The sequence below is a fragment of the Streptomyces sp. NBC_01210 genome (genome assembly GCF_036010325.1).
Taxonomy (GTDB): Bacteria; Actinomycetota; Actinomycetes; order Streptomycetales; family Streptomycetaceae; genus Streptomyces.
The window spans coordinates 111,990-131,861 of sequence record NZ_CP108550.1 but is presented as its reverse complement, the minus strand read 5'-3'; the positions used below and the strand labels follow the sequence as shown (position 1 = coordinate 131,861).

The following is a 19,872-nucleotide window of genomic DNA, read 5'->3' as shown; positions in this document are numbered from 1 at the left end:
ACCACATCGCTGCGCGATGTGCAAGGGGGGCGGTCGCTGCGCTCCCGCTGCCCGTGCGGAGCACGGGCCAACTCCCTTCGCTGCGCTCCGGGAGTTGAGGGGGCCAGCCGCTGCGCTCCCGGCTGGCCGCGCATCGCGCGGCCGTGACTGACTGGGTGTGAGGTGCGGCTAGTCGGGCCTCCAGTAAGGGAGTTGGGGAGCGTTTCGCACTCCCGGGCGGGTCCGCTGCGCTCCCCCGCCTGATGGTCCTTCCGGCTGCGCCTCCAGAACCTTGGGGCCCGCTGGCGCGGGCCGGGCTGGCTACGAGGGGTGGGGGTCGCTCGTTCGTGTGGGTTCTAGTGTACCGCGTGCATCGGGTTGATGCAGCATGTACCGTTGGCGGAAACACGGGACACCCCCCAACCACCCGGGCGGGGCGCGGGAAGCGAGGACTCTTTGAATCCGTCAGGCTTCGAAAAGCGCTTTGAAGCGCGGAAGGAAATCCATCATGAGGTTACTTCAGGAACAGACCCGGAGCTGATCCGCTATCGGATCGTGGCGCAGCGCACCGACCCGGAGCACCCGGGCGCGTCAGTGGTGACGAACTACGCCTACGGGCGGTCGGTCGAGGAAGCAGTCACCAAAGTCCGCAAGGCGCTGGAGAAGCCGGACGGGTTGTACGGGGACCAGGGCATGTACCGCGTGGTGGAGGTGGTCGAGGAGAGCCGCTCCAGCGAGCTCCGGCAGCAGGAGGACGCCCGCCGGCGGTACCTCACCACCATCCTGGAGAACGCCACCACCACCGTGCGCGGCCGTGAGCCGGACAACCCGGATGCGGAACTCCTCAGCCGCCTGGACGACTTCTTCACCCGCGCCGTCGTCTTCCCCGACCCGCACACCAGCGGCGTGCACCCCCGGCCCCACCAGGCCACGTTCGGCTGGACCAGCAAGCCGCCTGGGATCGAGCACGCCAGCGACCCCGGCCGCGCCCTGGCCCTGTTCCTCCTGGCCTACCTCGATCACCACGGCCTGCAAGTGGACGGCGCTTCCTCTCCCGGGGAACCGCTCCCCAGGCACGAGACCCCTACCGGGGACCGTCCTGCGGCCCGCGAAGCCGAGGATGCCGAGGCGCCGGCGGATCTGGTCGACCGCGTTCTCGCCGTGTGCGAGCAGCATTACGCGGCCGTGACCGGCACCAACTCCGAGCAGTGGGACCAGGAGTCGGCCCGGGAACTCGTGGACGTCGCCCTACGGACCGTGCGTCTCGCGGAGCGCGGGACCTACCCGCAGACGCTGGACACGTACCTGCACGAGCGCCGGGCGCGGCTGGAGCGGCTGTGGCGTCGCTACGGGCCCGGCGGCATGTTCGCGGGCGAGCTCGTGCTGATCGACCTGCCCGGCTGCTTCGTTCTGTGCGAGAGGATCGAAACGACTCCGCTCTGGGTCGAAGGGATCTGGACGAAGCACGGCCAGGAGGAAACCGCACTGGAAAGGCTTCACGACAGCTGGCTGTACGACACGGCGGAAAAGGACGGACGATGAGCAGGATTCCGCTCAAGGAACATCAGGTCGACCAGAAGTCGGCTTTCCGTAAGTGGGTCGGATTCCCTGCAAGGTCATCTGTGCCCCCTCAGGGTGCCCGTGGCACGATCGTGTCAGCGACCGGGTCCGGCAAAACGATCATGGCTGCCGCGAGTGCGCTGGAGTGCTTCCCCGAGGGCCGGATCCTCGTCACTGTGCCGACCCTGGACCTGCTTGCGCAGACCGCCCAGGCGTGGCGGACGGTGGGTCACCGCTCCCCCATGGTCGCGGTGTGCTCGCTGGAGAACGATGCGGTGCTGAACGAGCTCGGGGTGCGCACCACCACCAACCCGATCCAGCTCGCCCTGTGGGCCGGATCCGGGCCGGTCGTCGTCTTCGCCACGTACGCCTCTCTCGTGGACCGCGAGGACATCGACGCACCCGTCCAGCGGAAGGTTCGCGGGCCGCTGGAGGCCGCTCTGGCGGGCGGAGAGCGGCTGTATGGCCAGCAGATGGCAGGCTTCGACCTCGCGATCGTGGATGAGGCCCACGGAACTGCCGGTGATCTTGGGCGGCCGTGGGCGGCGATCCATGACAACGCCCGCATCCCGGCGGACTTCCGGCTCTACCTGACCGCGACGCCACGGATCCTGGCCGCGGCCCGGCCGCAGAGGGGCGCGGACGGCCAGGAGGCGGAGATCGCGACCATGGCCGACGACCCGGAGGGCACGTACGGCGCGTGGCTCGCAGAACTCGGGCTGAGCGAGGCGATCGAGCGCGAGATCCTCGCCGGGTTCGAGATCGACGTGCTGGAGATCCGCGATCCCTCGCCCGTCCTCGGGGAGTCGGAGGAGGCCCGGCGGGGCCGGCGCCTGGCGCTCCTGCAGACCGCGCTCCTGGAGCACGCCGCCGCGTACAACCTGCGCACGGTCATGACGTTCCACCAGAAGGTGGAGGAGGCCGCCGCGTTCGCGGAGAAGCTGCCCGAGACCGCAGCCGAGCTGTACATGAACGACGCCTCCGACGACGACCTGGCAGCCGCGGACCGGCTGCCGAAGTCGTCGATCGACGCGGAGTTCTACGAGCTGGAAGCCGGCCGCCACGTACCCCCGGACCGGGTGTGGTCGGCGTGGCTGTGCGGCGACCACCTCGTGTCCGAGCGGCGCGAGGTCCTGCGCCAGTTCGCCAACGGCATCGACGCGGCCGGGCGCCGGGTCCACCGCGCCTTCCTCGCCAGCGTTCGCGTGCTTGGGGAGGGCGTGGACATCACCGGCGAGCGGGGCGTGGAAGCGGTCTGCTTCGCGGACACCCGCGGCTCGCAGGTGGAGATCGTGCAGAACATCGGCCGGGCGCTGCGGCTCAACAAGGACGGCAGCACGAAGGTCGCGCGGATCATCGTGCCGGTGTTTCTGGAGCCCTCCGAGGATCCGACGGACATGGTTGCCTCCGCCAGCTTCCGCCCTCTTGTAGCGGTCCTCCAGGGCCTGCGCTCGCATGATGAGCGTCTGGTCGAGCAGCTCGCCTCCCGCGCGCTCACCAGCGGGAAGCGCAAGGTCCACGTCCGGCGCGACGAGGACGGGCAGATCGTCGGGGCCGGCGGCGAGGGCGAGGACCAGGAGCAGGACGACGACACGCAGGCCGCCGCCGAAGCGGCGCTGCTGCACTTCTCCAGCCCGCGCGACGCAGCGACGATCGCGGCGTTCCTGCGCACCCGGGTCTACCGGCCGGAGTCGCTGGTGTGGCTGGAGGGCTACCAGGCCCTCATCCGCTGGCGGGCCGAGAACGAGATCACCGGTCTCTACGCCGTGCCTTATGACGTGGAGACCGAGGTCGGCGTCACGAAGGACTTCCCCCTCGGGCGGTGGGTGCACCAGCAGCGCAAGGCCCTGCGGGCGGGTGAGCTGGAGGAGCGGCGCAAGACCCTGCTGGACGCGCCCGAGGCCGGGATGGTCTGGGAGCCCGGCGAGGAAGCCTGGGAGAACAAGCTCGCCGCACTGCGCTCGTACCGGCGGGCCACCGGACACCTCGCACCCCGCCAGGACGCGGTCTGGGGCGAAGGCGAGGCGATGGTGCCAGTCGGCCAGCACATGGCCAACCTGCGCCGGAAGGGCGGCCTCGGAAAGGACCCCGAGCGGGCGGTGGAGCGCGCCAAGCAGCTGGCCGCGGTCGACCCGGACTGGAACTGCCCGTGGCCGCTGGACTGGCAGCGGCACTACCGCGTCCTCGCCGACCTGGTCGACGCCGACGGCGTCCTGCCGACCATCGAACCCGGGGTGCTGTTCGAGGGCGACGACCTGGGCAAGTGGCTGGAGCGGCAGGCGAACTCCTGGGCGCAGCTGTCCACCGAGCAGCAGGAGCGGCTTTCCGTGCTGGGCGTGAAGCCCGCTGAGCGGCCCGCTGCGGCACCGGCCAAGAAGAGTGCGGCTGGCGGTCCGACCAAGGCGTCGGCGGCCTTCACGCGGGGTGTGGCGGCCCTGGCGCAGTACATCGCGCGGGAGGGCGCGGGCAAGCCGGTACCCCGAGCACACAGCGAAGAGATCGCGGTCGACGGCGAGGCCGAACCGGTGTCCGTACGGCTTGGCGTATTTCTGAGCAACACCAAGGCGAGGCGAGGCAAGTTGACCGACTCCCAGCGTGCCGCGCTCGCGGAGCTGGGGGTGGAGTGGGCGTGACACCGGCTGCGGCTGGTCGTTGAACCGGACGGTCAAGCGAAGTGCACCGAGAGGCCCCGGGCGTCAGCGCCTGGGGCTTCGTGCTGCCGTTGGGCCGGGGGGTGGGCGCGGGCCTTCGACGCGAGGTGCAACACGAGTGCCACGCTCCCCTCTGTCCAGGGCATCACCGCAGGTCAGGGGTGAAACGCGCGGCGGTGTTTCACTGGCCGCGTTTCAGTGCCACGGGTCGGTGTTGCAGTGGACGGCGGTCAGGCTCGGTGGAAGCTCTGCGGGGCCGGGAGCGGCGCTGACAGACTCGGGTGCGTCGTGATCATCGAACGCCGACGGAGGACGCGTTGAGCCAGCAGGAACAGCCCTGGCAGCCGGGCCCGAACGATCTGCCCTTCACCACCCACCTGATCAATCCGCACGGCGACCGGCACCTCGGGTTCAACGACGCCGACGGCCGCTTCTACCGGCTGTGGCAGCACCGCCAGCCCGAGCCGCTGCATACCGGCGACGCGATCCTGCTGCGTCCGAGCGACGTCGACCAGATCATCAAGTTCTCCATGCTCTGGGTGAAGAACCACCCGACCCATCCGCGCAGCGACGCCCTGTCGGACGAACTCGCCGCCGGAGCCAAGGCCGTCGTGCTGCACTTCGCCCAGGCCGCGCAGGCTCCGGTACAGCGTTAGGCGCTGCCCGTGGCAACGGCCGCGCGGAACTCCTGAGTCATCAAGGCGACCGAGCCGCGCTGGACAGGGGCCGGGCCCGGCTCTCCCCAGACCTTGTGCAGCGCGGCTCGCATCCGGTCGTTCACGGCATCGTTGAGGACACCCTGGTGCTCCTCGGGCACCTCGCGCACGTCCTGGACGACGACCATGGTGCCGTGGCGGGTGCCGATCATCCCGATCGTCGTGACCTTCCAGCCGAGCTGCCGGGCCGCTTTACGCATCGCGGCCCGGATCAGCTCCACCCCGCCCAATCCGACGGCCTCCTCGTCATCCAGATTGACCTGGTACGAGCCGCCGAATCCGCCGGCGCCTTCCGGGCAGTTGCGGCGCAGCAGGGGCACGAGGGCTTCGGCCATGGCGGTGCACCGCGGGTCTGTTGCGTACGAGGCCATCGTCAGCTCCCTTCCGGGCCGGTGAGGTGCGGCCACAGCAGTGTGAGGTCGTGGGCGACCCGCCCGGCCAGGACGTCGGGGTCGTTGGCCGTCCACTGGTGAGCCGTCCCGATGGCGTCGGCGGCCTTCGTCCTGGAGGAACTCTTGTGGGGGAAAGAGCCGGACTCCGCGCGGGCGGTGAAGGTCGCCGGGGCCGGCGGGCGGGGCAGGAAGAGCAGCGGGTGGTGCGGGGTGAAGTCGAAGTGACCGAGGCGGGCTGCGGGTTCTTCGTCGAAGAGCTGCGGCTCGGTCCACAGTCCGACGGTGACCACGAGCCAGGTGTGCGGGCGGTCCGGGTCGTTGCACAGCCACAGGTCGAACGTGCCGACCAGAAGGTTCCCTTCCCACTTCCAGACCTTCGCCCGCGGATCGAGTTCATCTGCCCCGTCCACACGCAGCGGCATCAGGGCCCGCTCGAACGGGGCGATCAGATCGTCGTAGGCGGCCCGCATGGCCTCGCTGCCGGCGTGGTCGTACGTCAACTCGCGGTCCGGCGTGATCTCCCACTTCAGACCGTCGGGAAGCTGGGTGGTCAGGTACCGGCGCAGCGGGCCGAGAGCCTGCGGGAGGCCGTCCTTGTCGAGTCGGGCGTGCTCGGCGGCGGGCAGGCGGACCCACCAGGCGTAGTACGGCGTTTCGTCGTCGTAGGAGTCGTAGTCGACGCAGTGCTCGTACACGCAGCCCAGCGAGGCAGCGAGCTCCGTCATCGTCTCCTGGGTGCGCTCGTCCAGGTCCGGATCCTCGCCCGCGAGCTGCGATGGGTCCTGGACCTCGAGGCGCCACACCACCCACTCGAAGTCCTTGAAGTCCTTCACCCGCCCGGTGTGACCCCTGCTGTACCCGGCCAACGTCCCGCTCCCCTGCTTCGCGCCCTGCTCCGACAGTCCAGTACATCAAGGCCCACCAGGCGGGCGGGAACGTTCGCAGACACCCGGCCCGGACGAGCGACACAGGGCCGGCGACGCCGGAGCACCGGTTCAGTCGACGTCAGGGTCGTATCCGAGGCTCTGAAGGAGACGGCGGCGTTCGTCTTCCTCACGCTGAAGGAGTGCCGCCAGGACGCGCACGTCCCGGTGGGAGGTGATCGCGGCTTTGAGCACGGCGGCGAGGACGTCGGGCGGCAGGGCCTCGGCCTGGGTGGTGGAGGTGCCGCTGAAGGAACGGTGATCACTGACCTTCGGCGGCGCGGTGGGCAGCCCGTAGTCGGCGATCTGCTGCTCGGTCACCGCCAGGCGCTCGAAGACGACCTCCGTTCCCGGAGCGTCCACGGCAGCGAACGCGGTGACATCCTCGGCCAGCGCGGAGAACAGATGGACCCCGCTCTGGTCCCAGTCGGAGACCACGAAAACCCTCACCGCACGGTGTCCGTCAGCAGCCGCACGCAGCGCTGCTCCCCGTTTCGCCGGCAGCCCATTGAATCCGCTGCCCGAATACACCGGCACGCCGTACGGGTCGGCGACGACGACCAGCTGTGGAACCATCCCGGCTGTCTCGCAGACGATCTCAAGCCGCACCGGTTGGCCGGCCTGCCGGTCCAGTCGATAGTCCAGCGCCGCCTGGCGCAGCCCGGCCCGGAAGTCTTCCGGCCCCTCGTAGGCGACGGGTTCGGCGCGGATCTCGGTGTCGTCGCGCAACGCCTCCCACGGGATGCGGCCTGAGCGGCGGGCCATCCCAAGGAGTTCCACCGTCTGTTTGTAGGTGCGTTCTTCCTTGACCAGCACGCCGTCGGAGATCAGCGAGTACCAGACCTGCCGGATCGTGAGCGGCAGCTGAGCCGCGTACCGCGCAAGGACCCGGTCCACGGCCGTCAGCAGCTCGCACGTACGGGCGCGGGGCTTCCACTGCGGCTGATATCCACGGGGCCGCCGGTTCGGCATGACAGCGCCTCCCGATCGGTTAGGACGCCTTGGCGTCCCTTTCCAGGATCCCGCCACAGGCCATGCCCCGGCAACGCCTTCGGGCCGGGCCTTCCGGCTGAACCACCGTGTCCCGGCCCAGGCCGGTGTCGTTGTCCGGGCGACGCGTGCATGATCCGTCCCCCACGGAAGCGCTCAGAGGGCCCCTGCCACGCCCGGCCAGGGGCCCTCACCCCCGTGGAAACAGGGCAGCGAGGGTCAGGCGCAGGCGAGCCGGTCGGCCGCAGTCGATGCGCGCCCCTCAGCGGATCTACTCCGCAAGGCTGCTGACCTGATCGGCGTGCGGCTGGCGCTGCATGAAGCGGGCGCAGTGCCGCGTCGGCGAGCGGTCCCTCGGCGAAACCGTTCCAACGCGCAGATCGAGGACGGCCAACACCATCGTCGCTAACGTCTCGCCCTGGCCGCGGCCTCCGGGCTGGGCAAGCCTGACGCATGGTGAGCTTGCCCAGGGTCCCCTTGGGCTTGCCCGGCACGCGTGACCGGTCACAGGTCGCGGCCGTGACCGGTGACCGGCCGTGTGACCGATCCGGTCGCACCCATCGGCCAAACCGCACGTCAGCGACGTGACCGACCCATGCAACTCCCCCGGATTGATCGGTCACCTGCGGTCAGCTGCTGAGGCGGACCGAGCGCCAGCGTCGGCCGCTTCGGCTGATCAGGCCCTGGTCCTCCAGGCGGCCAAGCTGGTAGGCGACCGAGCCGGTGCTGGAGAGGCCGACCAGCTCGCCGATCTGCCGGATGGTGGGTCCCTCCCCGTGGTCTGCAATCCACGTGCGCAGCGCGCGCAGGATCTGGACCTGGCGTTCGCTCGGAGCGTCGCCCTTCATGCCGCCCTCGCCTCCGACTGATCGGCGCGGGCCTGGCGGCGTAGCTCGATTCGGGCCGCCGGCGCCCCAGACGGGTGGGCGGTCCAGAAGGGGTGCCACAGGATGCGGACGGACAGGCGGAGCAGGCGGCGGCGCAGCTCGGTGTTGCCGTGCCGCCCGGGAGCGGCGAGCGCTTCGTAGGTGGCGCCGAAGTCGCGCTGGGCCTGGACAAGGTTGTGGGGGAAGGCGGAGGCATCCATCCCCACATTAGAGCGCTTGTTCGATTTCTGTGTCATGTCGAGGCACGCGCATCTGTGACGTCGGCCGAGAAGAAGCGAATGCGCGGGAGTGGTCCTTCGGGAGAGTGATGCATGCGCCCGAGCCGAACCGTCCTGGTACCGGCCGCGTCATGCGGGTCATGGACCGTATCGACGAACAGCATGTCTCCGAGCCGGGCCTGGTGGTCATCGACATCACCGCCCAGGATGAGGAGACCGCGCTCGCCGTGATGAGCGAGCTGGAGAAGTGGTGGGCCACCTCCGGCGTCGGCACCCCGCGTCGGGCACCCGGGCAGCCGGGGGTGAAGGCCCGCGTGTATGCGGACATCCGACGCTCCGGCACCCAGGCGACGTAGCGCACGGATGCCGGCGTCCGAACCCCGTCGCGCCACCGCCGCCAGCTGGGAGGGGCGCTGTAGGGGATTAGTCGGCGGCCGCGCTACGCGCGGACAGAGCCTTGTCCTCCAGGTCAGAGCCCCTCTCCAGCAACGACAGCCGAACCGGCCGACGCGACCAGAGACGAGACCAGAAGCGCGACCAGAAGCGCGACCAGAGACGCGACCAGAGACGCGACCTGCCGACTCTCCACTGGCCCCTGCTGCACTCTGCTGTCCGGGCAGGCCCGCCGACGGGGCCTATTGGCCTTCGGTGCGAGCGCGCAGACGGGCGAGGATCCCGTTGCTGCGGGCAGCATCTTCCGCTGCTGCTCGTTCCGCCTGGAGTTCGCGGTGGACTCGCTCACACGTCGGGCACCGCCCGCCTTCCGCCGGCTGGTAGCCGTCGCTCACCGTGTCCAGGGTGACGTCCGTACCGCAGGACGGGCACTCCCACGACTCCTGCCAGCGCTCCAACTCGTCCCGGACCGCCTGATCCTTGAGGACGCGGGCGGCTTCGCGCTCCTGGCGGCGCTGTTCGCCGCGGGCGAGGTAGTCCTCGCGGGTGCTGGTGTTGGTGAGGGCGTCGGTGAGGGTCTGCCATTCGGAGCGCCCGAAGCGCCACCAGATCGGACCGTGGGGGCCCTTGGCTTTCAGCTGGCCGAGATGGGTGGCGATGACCGGGACGGTGCCGCCGAAGTTCCACCAGCCGTCGCGCTCCTCCCCCTCTGGGGCGACGTGCCAGCCATGGTCGCTCTCCCACCGGCCCGTCCAGCACGGCCTGGACGCATCGCGGATCGCCTTAATGCGGTTCAATCGCGCCTCCGGGCCGACGTCCTTGGCGAACACCAAGGCCACGGGCGGAAAGCCGCCGCGGCCCGAGTCCTCCCACAGCGTCGACCACATCGCCACGTCACGGCCCCGGTGGTCTTTCACCTGACGCTGGAAGAACTTCTGGTAGCGCTCGATCTTGCGGGCGACGACAGCGGCCGGTTCGGTGTGGTTGTCGACCTCCACGAACAACACCGGCACCCCGTCCTCGGGCGCGGTCAGCACCCCATCTGCCCGCAGACTGCCCTTGCTCGGCGCAGCGAACGTGCCGGTAACGGGGAGCGCGACCTCGGTCTCCCACCCCCGCAAGTGCCCCAGCCCCGCCGGACGGGCCGGGAGCTCCCGCCCCTGGGCCGGAACGGTGGTGCGGCGGGCGACCGGCTTGGTCGCCAGAGGCGGTGACTGCCGGATGGCGTCGATCGTGTCCGTCACGGCGAGCGCGTGCGCGGCGCCGGCCTTCGCAGCCTCCCGCGCCGTGCCGCCCATCTCCTTCACCGGGCGGCCCAGTTCACTGGCGGCCGCGGCGAGGCCGGCGGTGGTGAGGTTCCACAGCTGCAGCGCCACCGGCCGCCCGCCCCCACCCATCCGGGACGTCTTGCCGACCGACTCCACCAGCCCGGCGTGCCGCAGGTCCTTGCACGCGTTCCGCACCGTCTGTAGATCCGCCGTGCCCGGCAGCACCAGCTGCCGCAACTGCTCCACCGTCGCGACCTTCACCACCCCGAGCGCGAGCAGCACCAGCGCCCGCGCCCTGCCCGTCGACCTGTACGGCCACTGCCCCGCCACACCCATCAACCCCCTCCGACCTTCCCGCCGCCCTCGGCCCGCAGCAGCACCACGGCCTGCCGGGGGCGGGCACCGGCCCCGCCGCCGGACCCCGAACGAACACCCACCCCTCACTCCCAAAGAGCATGGAAGTAAGGGGTGTCGAACCGCCCATCAGCTGCCCAAACCGGCCCCGGCCTGCATGAACGCACCCGGACCCACAGGTGATCACTGTAGGTCAGAGTGTAGGGAGGACTGTAGGCCGGGCTGTAGGGCAGAACGTACGGGCAAGGCATGCTTGCCCAACTCACCAGCAAACCGCGGCGTATCGCTGGTGAGTTGTCGTCATCAGCCAGGCGCCAGGGCGGACAGCTCGGTGACGATGGTGAACGACGTGCGCACCATCGGGACCGCCATGGCCGGCGGCATCACCGCGTGCGTGGTCTTGCCGTGCGCCATCCCGTTGCGGATCTGGCGGCCGTAGTCGAGGTACTCCGCCTGCCGGGCCGTCAGGATCCCCACGTCGGCACCCTGCTCGATGAGCTTCTGCAGCGGCTTCTTGCCCGCGCCCGGGATACGGTCACGCAGCACGATCTCCACCGCGATCAGGGAGTGCATGACCGCCACGGTGGAGAACTCGTAGCAGTAGTACGACTGGCGCAGCAGTTCGCGGGCCGTGCGCAGGACCGTCGCCGCGGCCTCGGGTACGCCGGTGGGCACGACCAGGTCCTCAACGAGGTCGTGCATGTCGCCGTAGCTGTCGACGAAGAGGTGGGCGCGTTCGTCCGGGACCGGGAACGGCAGCCGCTGCGTGGTCATCTCCGCAGTCTCGCAGCTGCGTTCCCTGGGTGGCAGCGGCTTTTCCCCGGCCTTCGCGGCAGCGTGCCGGGACGGAGATTTCTCCCCCACCGGAATGGACGGTATGCCGCACGTAGCGAACCCGGTCAAGGGACAACGCGGCGCGGCGCCGGGGCGACTGTTCACCGTCGGTGCGCGGGCCTCTGTCCACAGGCCCGCGCCCTGAGCATCGCTTGTGAGGTCGCCGCGATCAGCGAGGCGGCCTGTACGTGAGGAGCCGTCATGCCCGAAACCGCCATCGCTTCGCCGCTCTCCCCGATGACCCCGGACGCGGTGATGAGCGCCTTCAACTACCTCCGGGCGGTGGAAGCTGGCGACACCGAAGCCGCCGCCGAGTTCACCGCCACCGAGCCGCGGATGCCCGAGCTGCTCCTGGAGGTCGCGGAGCGCCTCGTCATCCCGGTCACCAGCCTGCCTGACCGGAACCAGGAAGAGGCGCCGTGCGACGACTCGTTCGCACTGTTCGAGCTGGGAATCTGCTTCCTGGGCACCCTGCGGTCCTGGCACGAGCAGGCCGGCGCCGACGCGGCCGCGGACATCGCCCTCGCGGTCATCCGCTTCACCACACAGATCCTCACCGAGAACCACGAGGACGTCGTCGACATCCTGCACCAGCTGAACGCCGTTGCCTTGGGTCAGGCGATGGAGGCGCACCCCGCACCGGCCGGTGCGCACCCGGTGCGCATCACATCCGTGTAGTGCACCGTCGATGCCAGTGAGCCTCCGCCAACTTAGGTCAAAGGGCTGGTGTGACCGGCTCTCGGGATACTCACGCTGGTCGTGGGCGGCAGTCTGCGGAGTAGATCGTTCGTCAGCGGTTGACTTCGAGGTTCGTCAAGACGAGCAGGGCACGCAGGAGCTGGGGGCGCGGGCGGGGTCGGTGCGGAATTCGCTGAGGGTCCGCCAGTTCTTGAGTTGGGCGAAGACGTGCTCGGCCGGTGCCCGTCTGACGGCGAGAACTCAGTTAGCGGTAGTCGGCATGCACGCAGCGGCGCCCCGCCTCCGCGAACACCGGAGGCGGGGCGCCGCTGCGTGCCGAGTGTCCTACAGCAGGGCGATCGAACTCGCCCGGTCGTTCATCGCGTCCCCGACGTACGAGGTCGACTGCTGGTACTCCTGGTGGACACCGGAGGTGTTAGGGGCGTCCCATAACTCCAGCCAGCAGGACAGAGTGGTCAGCGAGCTGACGGAGTTGTTCCAGCTGCCGTCCAGGTTGTACTGGAAGTCCCGGCCGTTGCCACTCTGACATCCGCTGTCGGCGGTTACGATCATGGCGGAACCACCGTAGTTCGAGTCCGTGTAGACGACGCCGAGCTGCACGGCCTGCGCCCCCGTAGTGCCTGAGGAGACCCTGAGACGGTCGGCCAGCTTCTGGTTGATGTGCTTCGCCGACAGCGGCGCGTCGGCGATCCGTCCATGGGTGGAGACGGCGACGGCCTCCCGGAACGTGCCATAGCACTGCTTGCTGCCTGAATCGAGGTTGACCACGCAGTTCCTCGGCGCGGGCGCGGCGTTCGCGGTGGCGGCGGCCGTACCCAGGGCAAGGATGGTGGATGCTGCTGCTATAGCGATACGTGACGTACGAGCAAACATGGGTCACTCCTGTCTCGTGGACGTTCGGGCAACACCGTGGATGCTCCCGTCTCCACCCCGCATGAACCAGAGGCACATCCGGCCAGAGTCGGTGTATGCGGCATGAGTTGCTGCGGTTCAACGGGGACGCGTCGTGCTGTGTGTGGTTCTTGACCTGCCGGGACACGTTGAGCAGCATCGGCAGGCCCTGAGAAGGCGCCGAAGAACGCGGCGCGAACTGTTCGACGTTGCAGCGACCGGGCTGCCGCAGACGGCTGTCTCTGGGATCTGGAGGGTGTAGGGCCTGCGGCGTAGATCATCCGTCAGCGGTTGACTTCGAGGTTCGTCAGGACGAGCAGGAGGCGGGTGGCGCGGGCGGGGTCGGGCCGTGCAGGCCGGGGACGTCGAAGCCGCCCGCCAAGTCGCTGGCTTCAAGCCGCGGGACCCCGCGGGCGCGTGGCTGTGTCTTCGACTTCGCTCCCCGGACGGCCTTTGGCTTCGACAAGGCCTGTACAGCCGGACACCCTGGCGGTTGTGAGGCCGGGGCCGGACCTGAAGAGCGGGCGGGCGCCGGATACCGGCTCCCACCCGCTCATGTCAGGTCAGGCCGAGCAAGTCCGGCCAGGGTGGCAGAAGGGCCAGCCTCACGCCTGGTGGAAGATGGTGGCGGCCCAGTCCGCCTTCCACTGGCCGTCACCGAACTTCAGGTTCGCGGTGCACTTGTAGGTGTCTCCGTCGCAGGCCATAGCAGTCACCGGGACCGGAGCCGCGACCGCGCGCTCCCCGGCCCCGGCAGCCGAGTGGAAGACCCTGGCGCTCCAGCGGGCCTTCCACTTACCGTCACCGAATGCGAGGTTGGCCTGACATGTACCGGTGTCTCCGTCACAGGTCAGCCCCGTCGCCGGGACCGGAGCCGCGACCACGCGCTCCGCTGCCCTGGCAGCCGGATGGAAAACATTGACGCTCCAGTCGGCCTTCCACCTGTCGTCACCGAACTTCAGGTTGGCTGTGCACTTGTAGGTGTCGCCATCACAGTTCAGCGCCGTCACCGGCACCGGGGCCGCGACAGCTGGGGTGGCCAGGCCGATGCCGAGGGCTGCGACTGCGGCGAGCGTGCCAAGTGCGGTGCGCATCATGTTCCCGAGTCCTTCCGTCTGGGCGCTGGACGCGCCCCGTCATCGGAGAATCTGCTACTGGCACGATGACGCCAACCGCGATCCCCCAGGCGTTCACTGCAATGAAGTAGCCGCCGCATCACCGCGTTGACCAGCTGTGACAGGAGTGTCATCCGCGCCCGGGACTGTAAGAAGAACGGTGTAACTCCTGATCATGGAGGATGCACTGATGCCCAGTAACAACACGCCTGAGAATGAGAGTTCAGGGGCGGCTGTCCCGCAGTCGGCGAAAGCGGTGGATGACCAGCCGATCGAGGAGTTGGTGAGCCGCGCTCAGGCCGAAGGGCTGCAGCTGACCGGCGAGGGAGGCCTGCTGCAGCAGCTGACGAAACGACTCCTGGAGTCGGCCCTGGAAGGCGAGGTCACCGATCACCTCGGCTATGACCGGCGCGATCAGGCGGGCAGGAACGGCGGCAACTCCCGCAACGGAACCCGCTCCAAAACGGTGCTGACCGAGGTCGGACCCGTCGAGATTGCCGTGCCCCGTGACCGGGACGGGTCGTTCGAGCCGAAGATCGTGAAGAAGAGGCAGCGGCGTCTGACCGGCGTCGACGAGATGGTCATCTCACTGGCCGCGAAGGGCCTGACGACGCGTGAAGTCCAGGCCCACCTGGCCGAGGTCTATGGCACCGACGTCTCCCGCCAGACGATCTCGACCATCACCGACAAGGTCCTCGATGCCATGGCCGAATGGCAGAACCGTCCCCTCGATCCGGCTTGAGTTCTATTGATGGTTGCGAACGCCTCAGAAGGAGAGCGTTCGGATGCCGAAGTACGCCCCCAACAAGATGTCGACCACGGTGAAGAAGCGGTACTTCGAGCTGCTGCGCGAGGGATACAAGGGTGCTGCCGCGGCTCGCGTGGTCGGGGTCTCGACCAGCTGCGGCTCGCTGTGGTTCATCGATGCTGGAAGCATGATCGTTCCCGACCCCGGCCCTATCTCACCGCGCTTCCTCACCCAGGACGACCGGATCGCCGACGGCCTACAGGCCAAGCAGTCCGTCAAAGAGATCGCCGCCTCGATCGGCAAGAGCTTTCAGACCGTCTATCGGGAGATCAAACGAGGCAGCAAATCCGACGGCCGCTACCAGCCTTGGTGGGCTCACAATCAGGCCCTGCTGCGCAGGCAGCGTCCCAAAGACGAGAACCGTCTGCGTCGGTGACCGTGTTACGTAACACGGTCTCGGGTGCGATGACGCGCCAGGTGCTGCCGATCTTCTTGAACTGCGGTCCGGCCGAAGGGGTTTTGCCCGATGCGGGGCGCGATCCGGCGGCTGACGCGTCCTCCGGACCGGCTGCTGGACGCGACGCCGGAGCAGCGGAAGGGGTGGGACTCGGCGTGAAGTCGGCGGCTGACGCCGTTCCCACTCCCGCGAGCAGAGCGAGGACGGCGCCTGCGGCCACGTGCCGCAGGGCCGACAGCGTGCGTATGCGTCTCAACTTCGAATCCTCCTTGAGCGTACGTATGTTCGACGCAAGCTCATCGGACGCACCCTCAAAGCCATATGGCCAAGGACACGGTTTACCCCGCACCGAGAAGGTCCAGCCAATAGCGGGTGACGTCAACGAACGTGTCACCAGCCGCAAGTGATAGCAGCCGAACTTCTGAGGTGGAGGACGAGTCCACTGCGGAACGCGCCGGGCCCCGCCGCAGCCTCCAGAAGTTGCTTTCCCTTCGTGATCAACCACGCAGACGCAAACTCTGCCGCAGCACTCAACTACCGGACGGTAACCACGGATTGCGATCTTGCCGTGACGTTCCGTCAAAATTTTTCGTGAACGGCTGGACGTTTCGCGCCGCTGTGACGGCATTACGGATGAGAGCCGCCACCGACGCTCTCCCGGCCCGCGGGGGAGGCCGGACGAACATCGCGAAGGGACCGAGCATGTGCGACGGCACACCGTCGGCAAAAGGCGTTCGTGGGGAACCAAGCCGCCTGCCAGCAACACCAGGCCACCCTCAAGCCCCAGCAGGCGGCTCCCCGCGGGGAAGGAAGTGACCGACCGCCGCGCCGTGCTGGGCACGGCCTGCCTTGAGGAGCACCACCCGGTGGTGTACGACTCATTCGTCCTGGACAAGCGGGACGACTACGTCGCATACGCGACGTTCAAACTGGGCTCGCTCGACGATGCCCGCGAGGTCGTCAACGAGGCTTTCTTCAAGCTCTACTTGCGCTGGGACGAGGCGCTGGCGAGCGAGAACACCGCCGCGTACGGCTGGAAGATCCTCCATGACGGTGTCGTCGACACGCTGCGCAAGCGGGACCGCCGCCCGTCCACGCCGACCGGAGTGATGTTCGAGCCCTCCACGCACCCCGTGACGGGCATACCGGACGAGGAGATCGACCGGGTGTCCCTGCGTATGCAGGTCAACGAGGCCGTGGACAAGCTTCCCGACCGACAGCGCACATGCGTGACGCTCCACTACCTGCTCGGCGTGCCCGTCAAGGAGGTCGCCTCCCTGATCGGACTGTCACGCTCCACGGTGCGCTCGCACCTGGCCGTGGCGATGAACCAGCTGGCTATCGATCTCGCCGAGTCTGGTCCCCCGCCCGCCGCCCACGAGAAAGGCCACCACGGATGATCGAGGACATCTTGCGCGGGGCACAGGCCCGCACCCCCGCCTACACCCGCGACCAGCGCGCCGAGGACAACCGCCGGCTGCACGAGCGTATCGACCAAGTCGCCGCGCGTCGTGCGCAGGCCGCACAACTGCGTCAGGAGGGCTGGCTGGTGCCCACCTCCCCGGAGCTGGCCGAGTTGCTCCTTCTCCACGTCAGCGACGCAGCCGTAGCCATCAAGGAGCGCCTCGAGCGCGACCTCAAGGATCTGTGCCGCGCGGTGATCAGAGCGCCGGGGATCGGCGATCGGCTTATCGAATTCGCCGATGCCACCCGCCCCACCGACCAGGTCGGTGCCCGCGCCTTCGGCTGCCTGCTGTTCCTGGGCGAACACGCCGATCACACTGGTGCCCGGTTCTGGTGGCGCTACGCCGCCGGTGTCGGCGACTCCACGGCCGCCTACGCCCTCTTCCTCGAGGGCCTGCTGCGCGACGAGCCGGTCGAAGCCGTGTTCTGCTACCGCTCCCTCGACGGCAGCGGATTCCTGTGCGACGAGGACTGGGACACCTCCCCCGCGCGCATCGGCACCACAGAACCCACCCTGCGCGCCGAAGTCGACGAGCACCTGCAGGAGGTCACCGGACCGGCCGGCGCTGAGCACCTGCTCATCCCGTCCGGATACCTCGGCGACCTGTCACAGAGCGAGCGGGACGAGCTATGCCACCAATGAGTGAGACCAGGCGGGAATTGCCCAGGATGGTGTCGGGAGTTCCCATGCCCGATGAGCCTCTCCAACTGCCCACCTGCGCCCGGCCATCACATCGGCTCCTGCGGGCGGCCCAATGGGTGCCGGCACTCGTGGTGCTGCTGACAGCCTCCGCAATCCTGGCCTTGATCGCGACGGGCAACACGGAGCCGATCCAAGCCGTCGCCGCCTTTGGCGCCGCGGTGGCCGTTGGCGGAGCCGCTGCGACCGTGACCGTCAACATCGTCCGCCGCTGAGGTCCTGGGGTGGGGGCTGCTGCCCACCTCCACCCCACTCCCCCGCCGACGCCTCAGAGCTCGATCACCGCGGTCAGCTCCCACTCGTGTAACTGTCCTGTCTCACTGAACCTTGAGTAGTCTCATCGAGTTTGACTGGTCGAGGGAAGGTTAGAAGAGCGGCCCGATCATGGCCGGGACCTTTTGCTGAGCTTCCTTGAGGAGCCGGGCATCCTGGGCGGCGCTCGTGCCCTCGTTCAGGTGCCTACGCGCGGCTCGACCGAAGTCCTCCGTTGCCTGGCGTAGATCCTCGTGGGCGCTGGCAGGGTCGATCTTCACCTCTACCTGCTCGCCGCCTTCTATCTGGACGGGCATGAAGAAGTGGCCGCCGCGTTCCCGCTCCATGACCATGTCGTCAGAGGAGTTGGCGAAGCCATCCGCATCGACTCGCAGCATCGTCGCAAGAGCCTCCGCGCTCATCCCAACACACTCTGCAAGAGTGCCCAAGTGATCAGGCCCCTCAAGGGCCACCATGACCACGGCCTCATGCACTTCGGCGAGGTTTGGAAGGTTTTCGCCGGCAAGGTGCAAGTCGCGGTGAACCCGCGGCTTCGTGGCGCGCTGCGCCGTGTCTCTCCAGTAGCGGCGTGCAGCGATGTTCAGAGCGGCGTACGCCTCGCGCTGATGCTGGCGCCGCACGGCGTCCACTGTTGCGCGTCCTTGGGCTCGTCCTGCGGTGTAAGCGGTCACAGCAGCAAGAGCGGCGGTCGGAGTGGCGACGAGCGCGGCTATGACGGCGGGGTCCATAAGGGGATCATGCCGTAACGTCCCATGCGGTGACGGCCAGTCACGCATCGTGGTCAAACTTCCCTACGTTCTTCTCCGGGACCGGGCGAGCCCTTCGTATGGTTGGCCCACCCAGGGGTGTCGGGTGTGGCTTTCAAACTTCTGCCGCTTGTGGCTTCCACTGATTGGCCGCCCGACGCCCCACGACGACTCGGCTGCCAATTAGGAATTGCGAATGATCGCTCTGTAGGGAATCGACAGCGAGGTCGTCCGTCGGAGGCATCAGCACACCGCACCGCACGGAGGCACCATGGCCGCGATCTGGGCCGGCATCGACGCAGACAAGAGTCACCACCACTGCGTCGCGATCGACGAGAGCGGCCGTCGGCTGCTGTCCCGACGCGTCGCCAACGACGAACCCGAACTGCTCGCACTCCTCGCCGACGTCCTGGCCCTGGGCGACGAGGTGACCTGGGGCATCGACCTGGCCGACGGCGGAGCCGCCCTCGCCATCGCGATCCTCCTCAACCACGACCAACCGGTGCTCTACCTCTCCGGCCGGGCCATCCACCGCGCGTCCGAGGGCTACCGCGGCGAAGGCAAGACCGATGCCAAGGACGCCGCCGTCATCGCCGACCAGGCCCGTATCCGCCGCGACCTGCACCCCTTACGGGCTGGCGACGAGACCGTCACCGATCTGAAGATCCTCACCGGACGGCGCAGGGACTTGGTCGCCGACCGCACCCGCACAGTCAACCGGCTCCGCGCCCAACTCACCGGCATCTTCCCTGGCCTGGAGCGCGCGCTCGACCTCACCAACACCGGCCCGCTCATCTTGCTGACCGGCTACCAAACGCCGGCTGCCCTCCGCCGGATCGGCCGCAAGAGGCTGGAAACCTGGCTGCGCAACCGCAAGGCCCACCGCGCCGACCAACTGGCCGAGACAGCCTTCGAGGCCGCCGAGCGGCAGCACACCAGCCTGCCGGGCGAGAGGCTGACCGCCCGGATGGTGCACACGCTGGCGGCGGAGGTGATGGGTCTCAACCAGCAGGTCGCCGAGATCGACAAGCTCATCGAGGCCCGGTTTCGCGAGCACCACGACTTCGAAGTGATCACCAGCATGCCGGGCCTGGGCGTCATCCTTGGCGCCGAGTTCCTGGCCGCTACCGGCGGCGACATGAGCGTCTTCGGCACTCCCGACCGGCTCGCCGGCTTCGGCGGTGTCGCCCCGGCACCCCGGGACTCCGGGAAGATCAGCGGCAACCTGCGGCGCCCCCAGAGATATAACCGTAGGCTCCAACGCGTCTTCTACACCTCCGCCTTGTTCAGCATCCGAAGGTGCGAGGAGTCCCGCCGGTTCTACGACCGCAAACGAGCCGAGGGCAAGCGCCATACCCAGGCCGTCCTCGCTCTCGCACGGCGCCGCGTCAACGTTCTCTGGGCCCTCCTGCGGGACGGACGGTGTTACGAGCTCACGCCGCCGACGGCCCTCGCGGCTTGACAAACGGCATTAGGAATCGGTGAGATCACTCAAGGTTCAGTGAGACAGGACAGTAACCGCCGATTCGGAAATCTTGCGCAGATCGCCTGAAATGCGACTCGCAGAATGGGCCCGCAGATCGCCGATCTCGAAGTGGCCGGTATGGCGCGATT

At 68.6% G+C, this 19,872-nt stretch carries 19 protein-coding genes and 2 pseudogenes; 11 read left to right on the top strand and 10 right to left on the bottom strand.

The window, feature by feature from the left end; genetic code table 11:
- Positions 1–534 precede the first annotated feature (534 nt).
- From OG735_RS41665 to OG735_RS41655, 3 genes are all read left to right on the top strand, one after another.
- Positions 535–1,521: a hypothetical protein gene (locus tag OG735_RS41665; RefSeq protein WP_327328779.1), complete on the top strand. Its 987-nt coding sequence runs from the start codon at positions 535–537 to the stop codon at positions 1,519–1,521.
- On the top strand, positions 1,518–4,172 hold the full coding sequence (locus OG735_RS41660) for a DEAD/DEAH box helicase (RefSeq protein ID WP_327328778.1): 2,655 nt from the start codon (positions 1,518–1,520) through the stop codon (positions 4,170–4,172). Before OG735_RS41665 ends, OG735_RS41660 begins: the two co-directional genes overlap by 4 nt.
- Positions 4,173–4,507: 335 nt before the next feature.
- Positions 4,508–4,846 (top strand): hypothetical protein, encoded by a 339-nt coding sequence (locus OG735_RS41655; RefSeq protein ID WP_327328777.1) that lies wholly within the window; start codon positions 4,508–4,510, stop codon positions 4,844–4,846.
- Here the strand turns inward: OG735_RS41655 and OG735_RS41650 are convergent.
- The 5 genes from OG735_RS41650 to OG735_RS41630 all read right to left on the bottom strand — a co-directional run bounded on the left by OG735_RS41650 (position 4,843) and on the right by OG735_RS41630 (position 8,298).
- Positions 4,843–5,277, bottom strand: coding sequence for a hypothetical protein (locus tag OG735_RS41650; protein WP_327328776.1), 435 nt, complete (start codon positions 5,275–5,277; stop codon positions 4,843–4,845). The two genes, OG735_RS41655 and OG735_RS41650, sit on opposite strands and share 4 nt — an antisense overlap.
- Before the next feature lie 2 nt (positions 5,278–5,279).
- On the bottom strand, positions 5,280–6,164 hold the full coding sequence (locus tag OG735_RS41645; protein ID WP_327328775.1) for a hypothetical protein: 885 nt from the start codon (positions 6,162–6,164) through the stop codon (positions 5,280–5,282).
- A gap of 129 nt (positions 6,165–6,293) precedes the next feature.
- Complete coding sequence (locus OG735_RS41640) at positions 6,294–7,193, bottom strand: hypothetical protein (RefSeq protein WP_327328774.1); 900 nt, start codon at positions 7,191–7,193, stop codon at positions 6,294–6,296.
- Between the two features lie 647 nt (positions 7,194–7,840).
- Complete coding sequence (locus tag OG735_RS41635; RefSeq protein ID WP_327328773.1) at positions 7,841–8,059, bottom strand: LexA family protein; 219 nt, start codon at positions 8,057–8,059, stop codon at positions 7,841–7,843.
- The gene (locus tag OG735_RS41630; protein WP_327328772.1) at positions 8,056–8,298 is read right to left on the bottom strand and encodes a hypothetical protein; all 243 of its coding nucleotides are present in this window, start codon (positions 8,296–8,298) and stop codon (positions 8,056–8,058) included. Before OG735_RS41630 ends, OG735_RS41635 begins: the two co-directional genes overlap by 4 nt.
- 158 nt (positions 8,299–8,456) lie before the next feature.
- On the opposite strand from OG735_RS41630, the gene OG735_RS41625 reads away from it, so the two are divergent.
- A complete protein-coding gene (locus OG735_RS41625) occupies positions 8,457–8,672 on the top strand; it encodes a DUF6207 family protein (protein ID WP_327328771.1) in 216 nt (71 codons plus the stop codon).
- Between the two features lie 279 nt (positions 8,673–8,951).
- Here the strand turns inward: OG735_RS41625 and OG735_RS41620 are convergent, their stop codons facing one another.
- Positions 8,952–10,313, bottom strand: coding sequence for a replication-relaxation family protein (locus tag OG735_RS41620; RefSeq protein WP_327328770.1), 1,362 nt, complete (start codon positions 10,311–10,313; stop codon positions 8,952–8,954).
- A gap of 321 nt (positions 10,314–10,634) precedes the next feature.
- On the bottom strand, positions 10,635–11,105 hold the full coding sequence (locus OG735_RS41615) for a hypothetical protein (RefSeq protein ID WP_327328769.1): 471 nt from the start codon (positions 11,103–11,105) through the stop codon (positions 10,635–10,637).
- A gap of 261 nt (positions 11,106–11,366) precedes the next feature.
- Here OG735_RS41615 and OG735_RS41610 point away from each other — a divergent pair, with 261 nt between their 5' ends.
- Positions 11,367–11,843, top strand: a complete 477-nt coding sequence (locus OG735_RS41610) for a hypothetical protein (RefSeq protein WP_327328768.1) — start codon at positions 11,367–11,369, stop codon at positions 11,841–11,843.
- Between the two features lie 345 nt (positions 11,844–12,188).
- Here the strand turns inward: OG735_RS41610 and OG735_RS41605 are convergent, their stop codons facing one another.
- Together OG735_RS41605 and OG735_RS41600 are read right to left on the bottom strand one after the other, a co-directional pair.
- Complete coding sequence (locus OG735_RS41605; protein WP_327328767.1) at positions 12,189–12,737, bottom strand: hypothetical protein; 549 nt, start codon at positions 12,735–12,737, stop codon at positions 12,189–12,191.
- Between the two features lie 623 nt (positions 12,738–13,360).
- Positions 13,361–13,852: a hypothetical protein gene (locus tag OG735_RS41600; protein WP_327328766.1), complete on the bottom strand. Its 492-nt coding sequence runs from the start codon at positions 13,850–13,852 to the stop codon at positions 13,361–13,363.
- Between the two features lie 208 nt (positions 13,853–14,060).
- On the opposite strand from OG735_RS41600, the pseudogene OG735_RS41595 reads away from it, so the two are divergent.
- From OG735_RS41595 to OG735_RS41575, 5 genes and pseudogenes are all read left to right on the top strand, one after another.
- Positions 14,061–14,603, top strand: a pseudogene (locus OG735_RS41595) (transposase); the annotation flags it as partial.
- A 52-nt stretch (positions 14,604–14,655) separates the two neighbouring features.
- Positions 14,656–15,036 (top strand): annotated as a pseudogene (locus OG735_RS41590) (helix-turn-helix domain-containing protein); the annotation flags it as partial.
- A gap of 851 nt (positions 15,037–15,887) precedes the next feature.
- The gene (locus tag OG735_RS41585) at positions 15,888–16,475 is read left to right on the top strand and encodes an RNA polymerase sigma factor (protein ID WP_327328764.1); all 588 of its coding nucleotides are present in this window, start codon (positions 15,888–15,890) and stop codon (positions 16,473–16,475) included.
- A complete protein-coding gene (locus tag OG735_RS41580; RefSeq protein ID WP_327328763.1) occupies positions 16,472–17,182 on the top strand; it encodes a hypothetical protein in 711 nt (236 codons plus the stop codon). Before OG735_RS41585 ends, OG735_RS41580 begins: the two co-directional genes overlap by 4 nt.
- Positions 17,183–17,226: 44 nt before the next feature.
- Positions 17,227–17,454 carry a hypothetical protein gene (locus OG735_RS41575; protein ID WP_327328762.1) on the top strand — a complete coding sequence of 76 codons (228 nt, stop codon included), beginning with the start codon at positions 17,227–17,229 and terminating at the stop codon, positions 17,452–17,454.
- Between the two features lie 150 nt (positions 17,455–17,604).
- On the opposite strand, the gene OG735_RS41570 is transcribed toward OG735_RS41575, so the two are convergent.
- Complete coding sequence (locus OG735_RS41570) at positions 17,605–18,240, bottom strand: hypothetical protein (protein WP_327328761.1); 636 nt, start codon at positions 18,238–18,240, stop codon at positions 17,605–17,607.
- A gap of 289 nt (positions 18,241–18,529) precedes the next feature.
- Between OG735_RS41570 and OG735_RS41565 the strand changes: the two genes are divergently transcribed.
- A complete protein-coding gene (locus tag OG735_RS41565) occupies positions 18,530–19,720 on the top strand; it encodes an IS110 family transposase (protein ID WP_327328760.1) in 1,191 nt (396 codons plus the stop codon).
- Positions 19,721–19,872 lie beyond the last annotated feature (152 nt).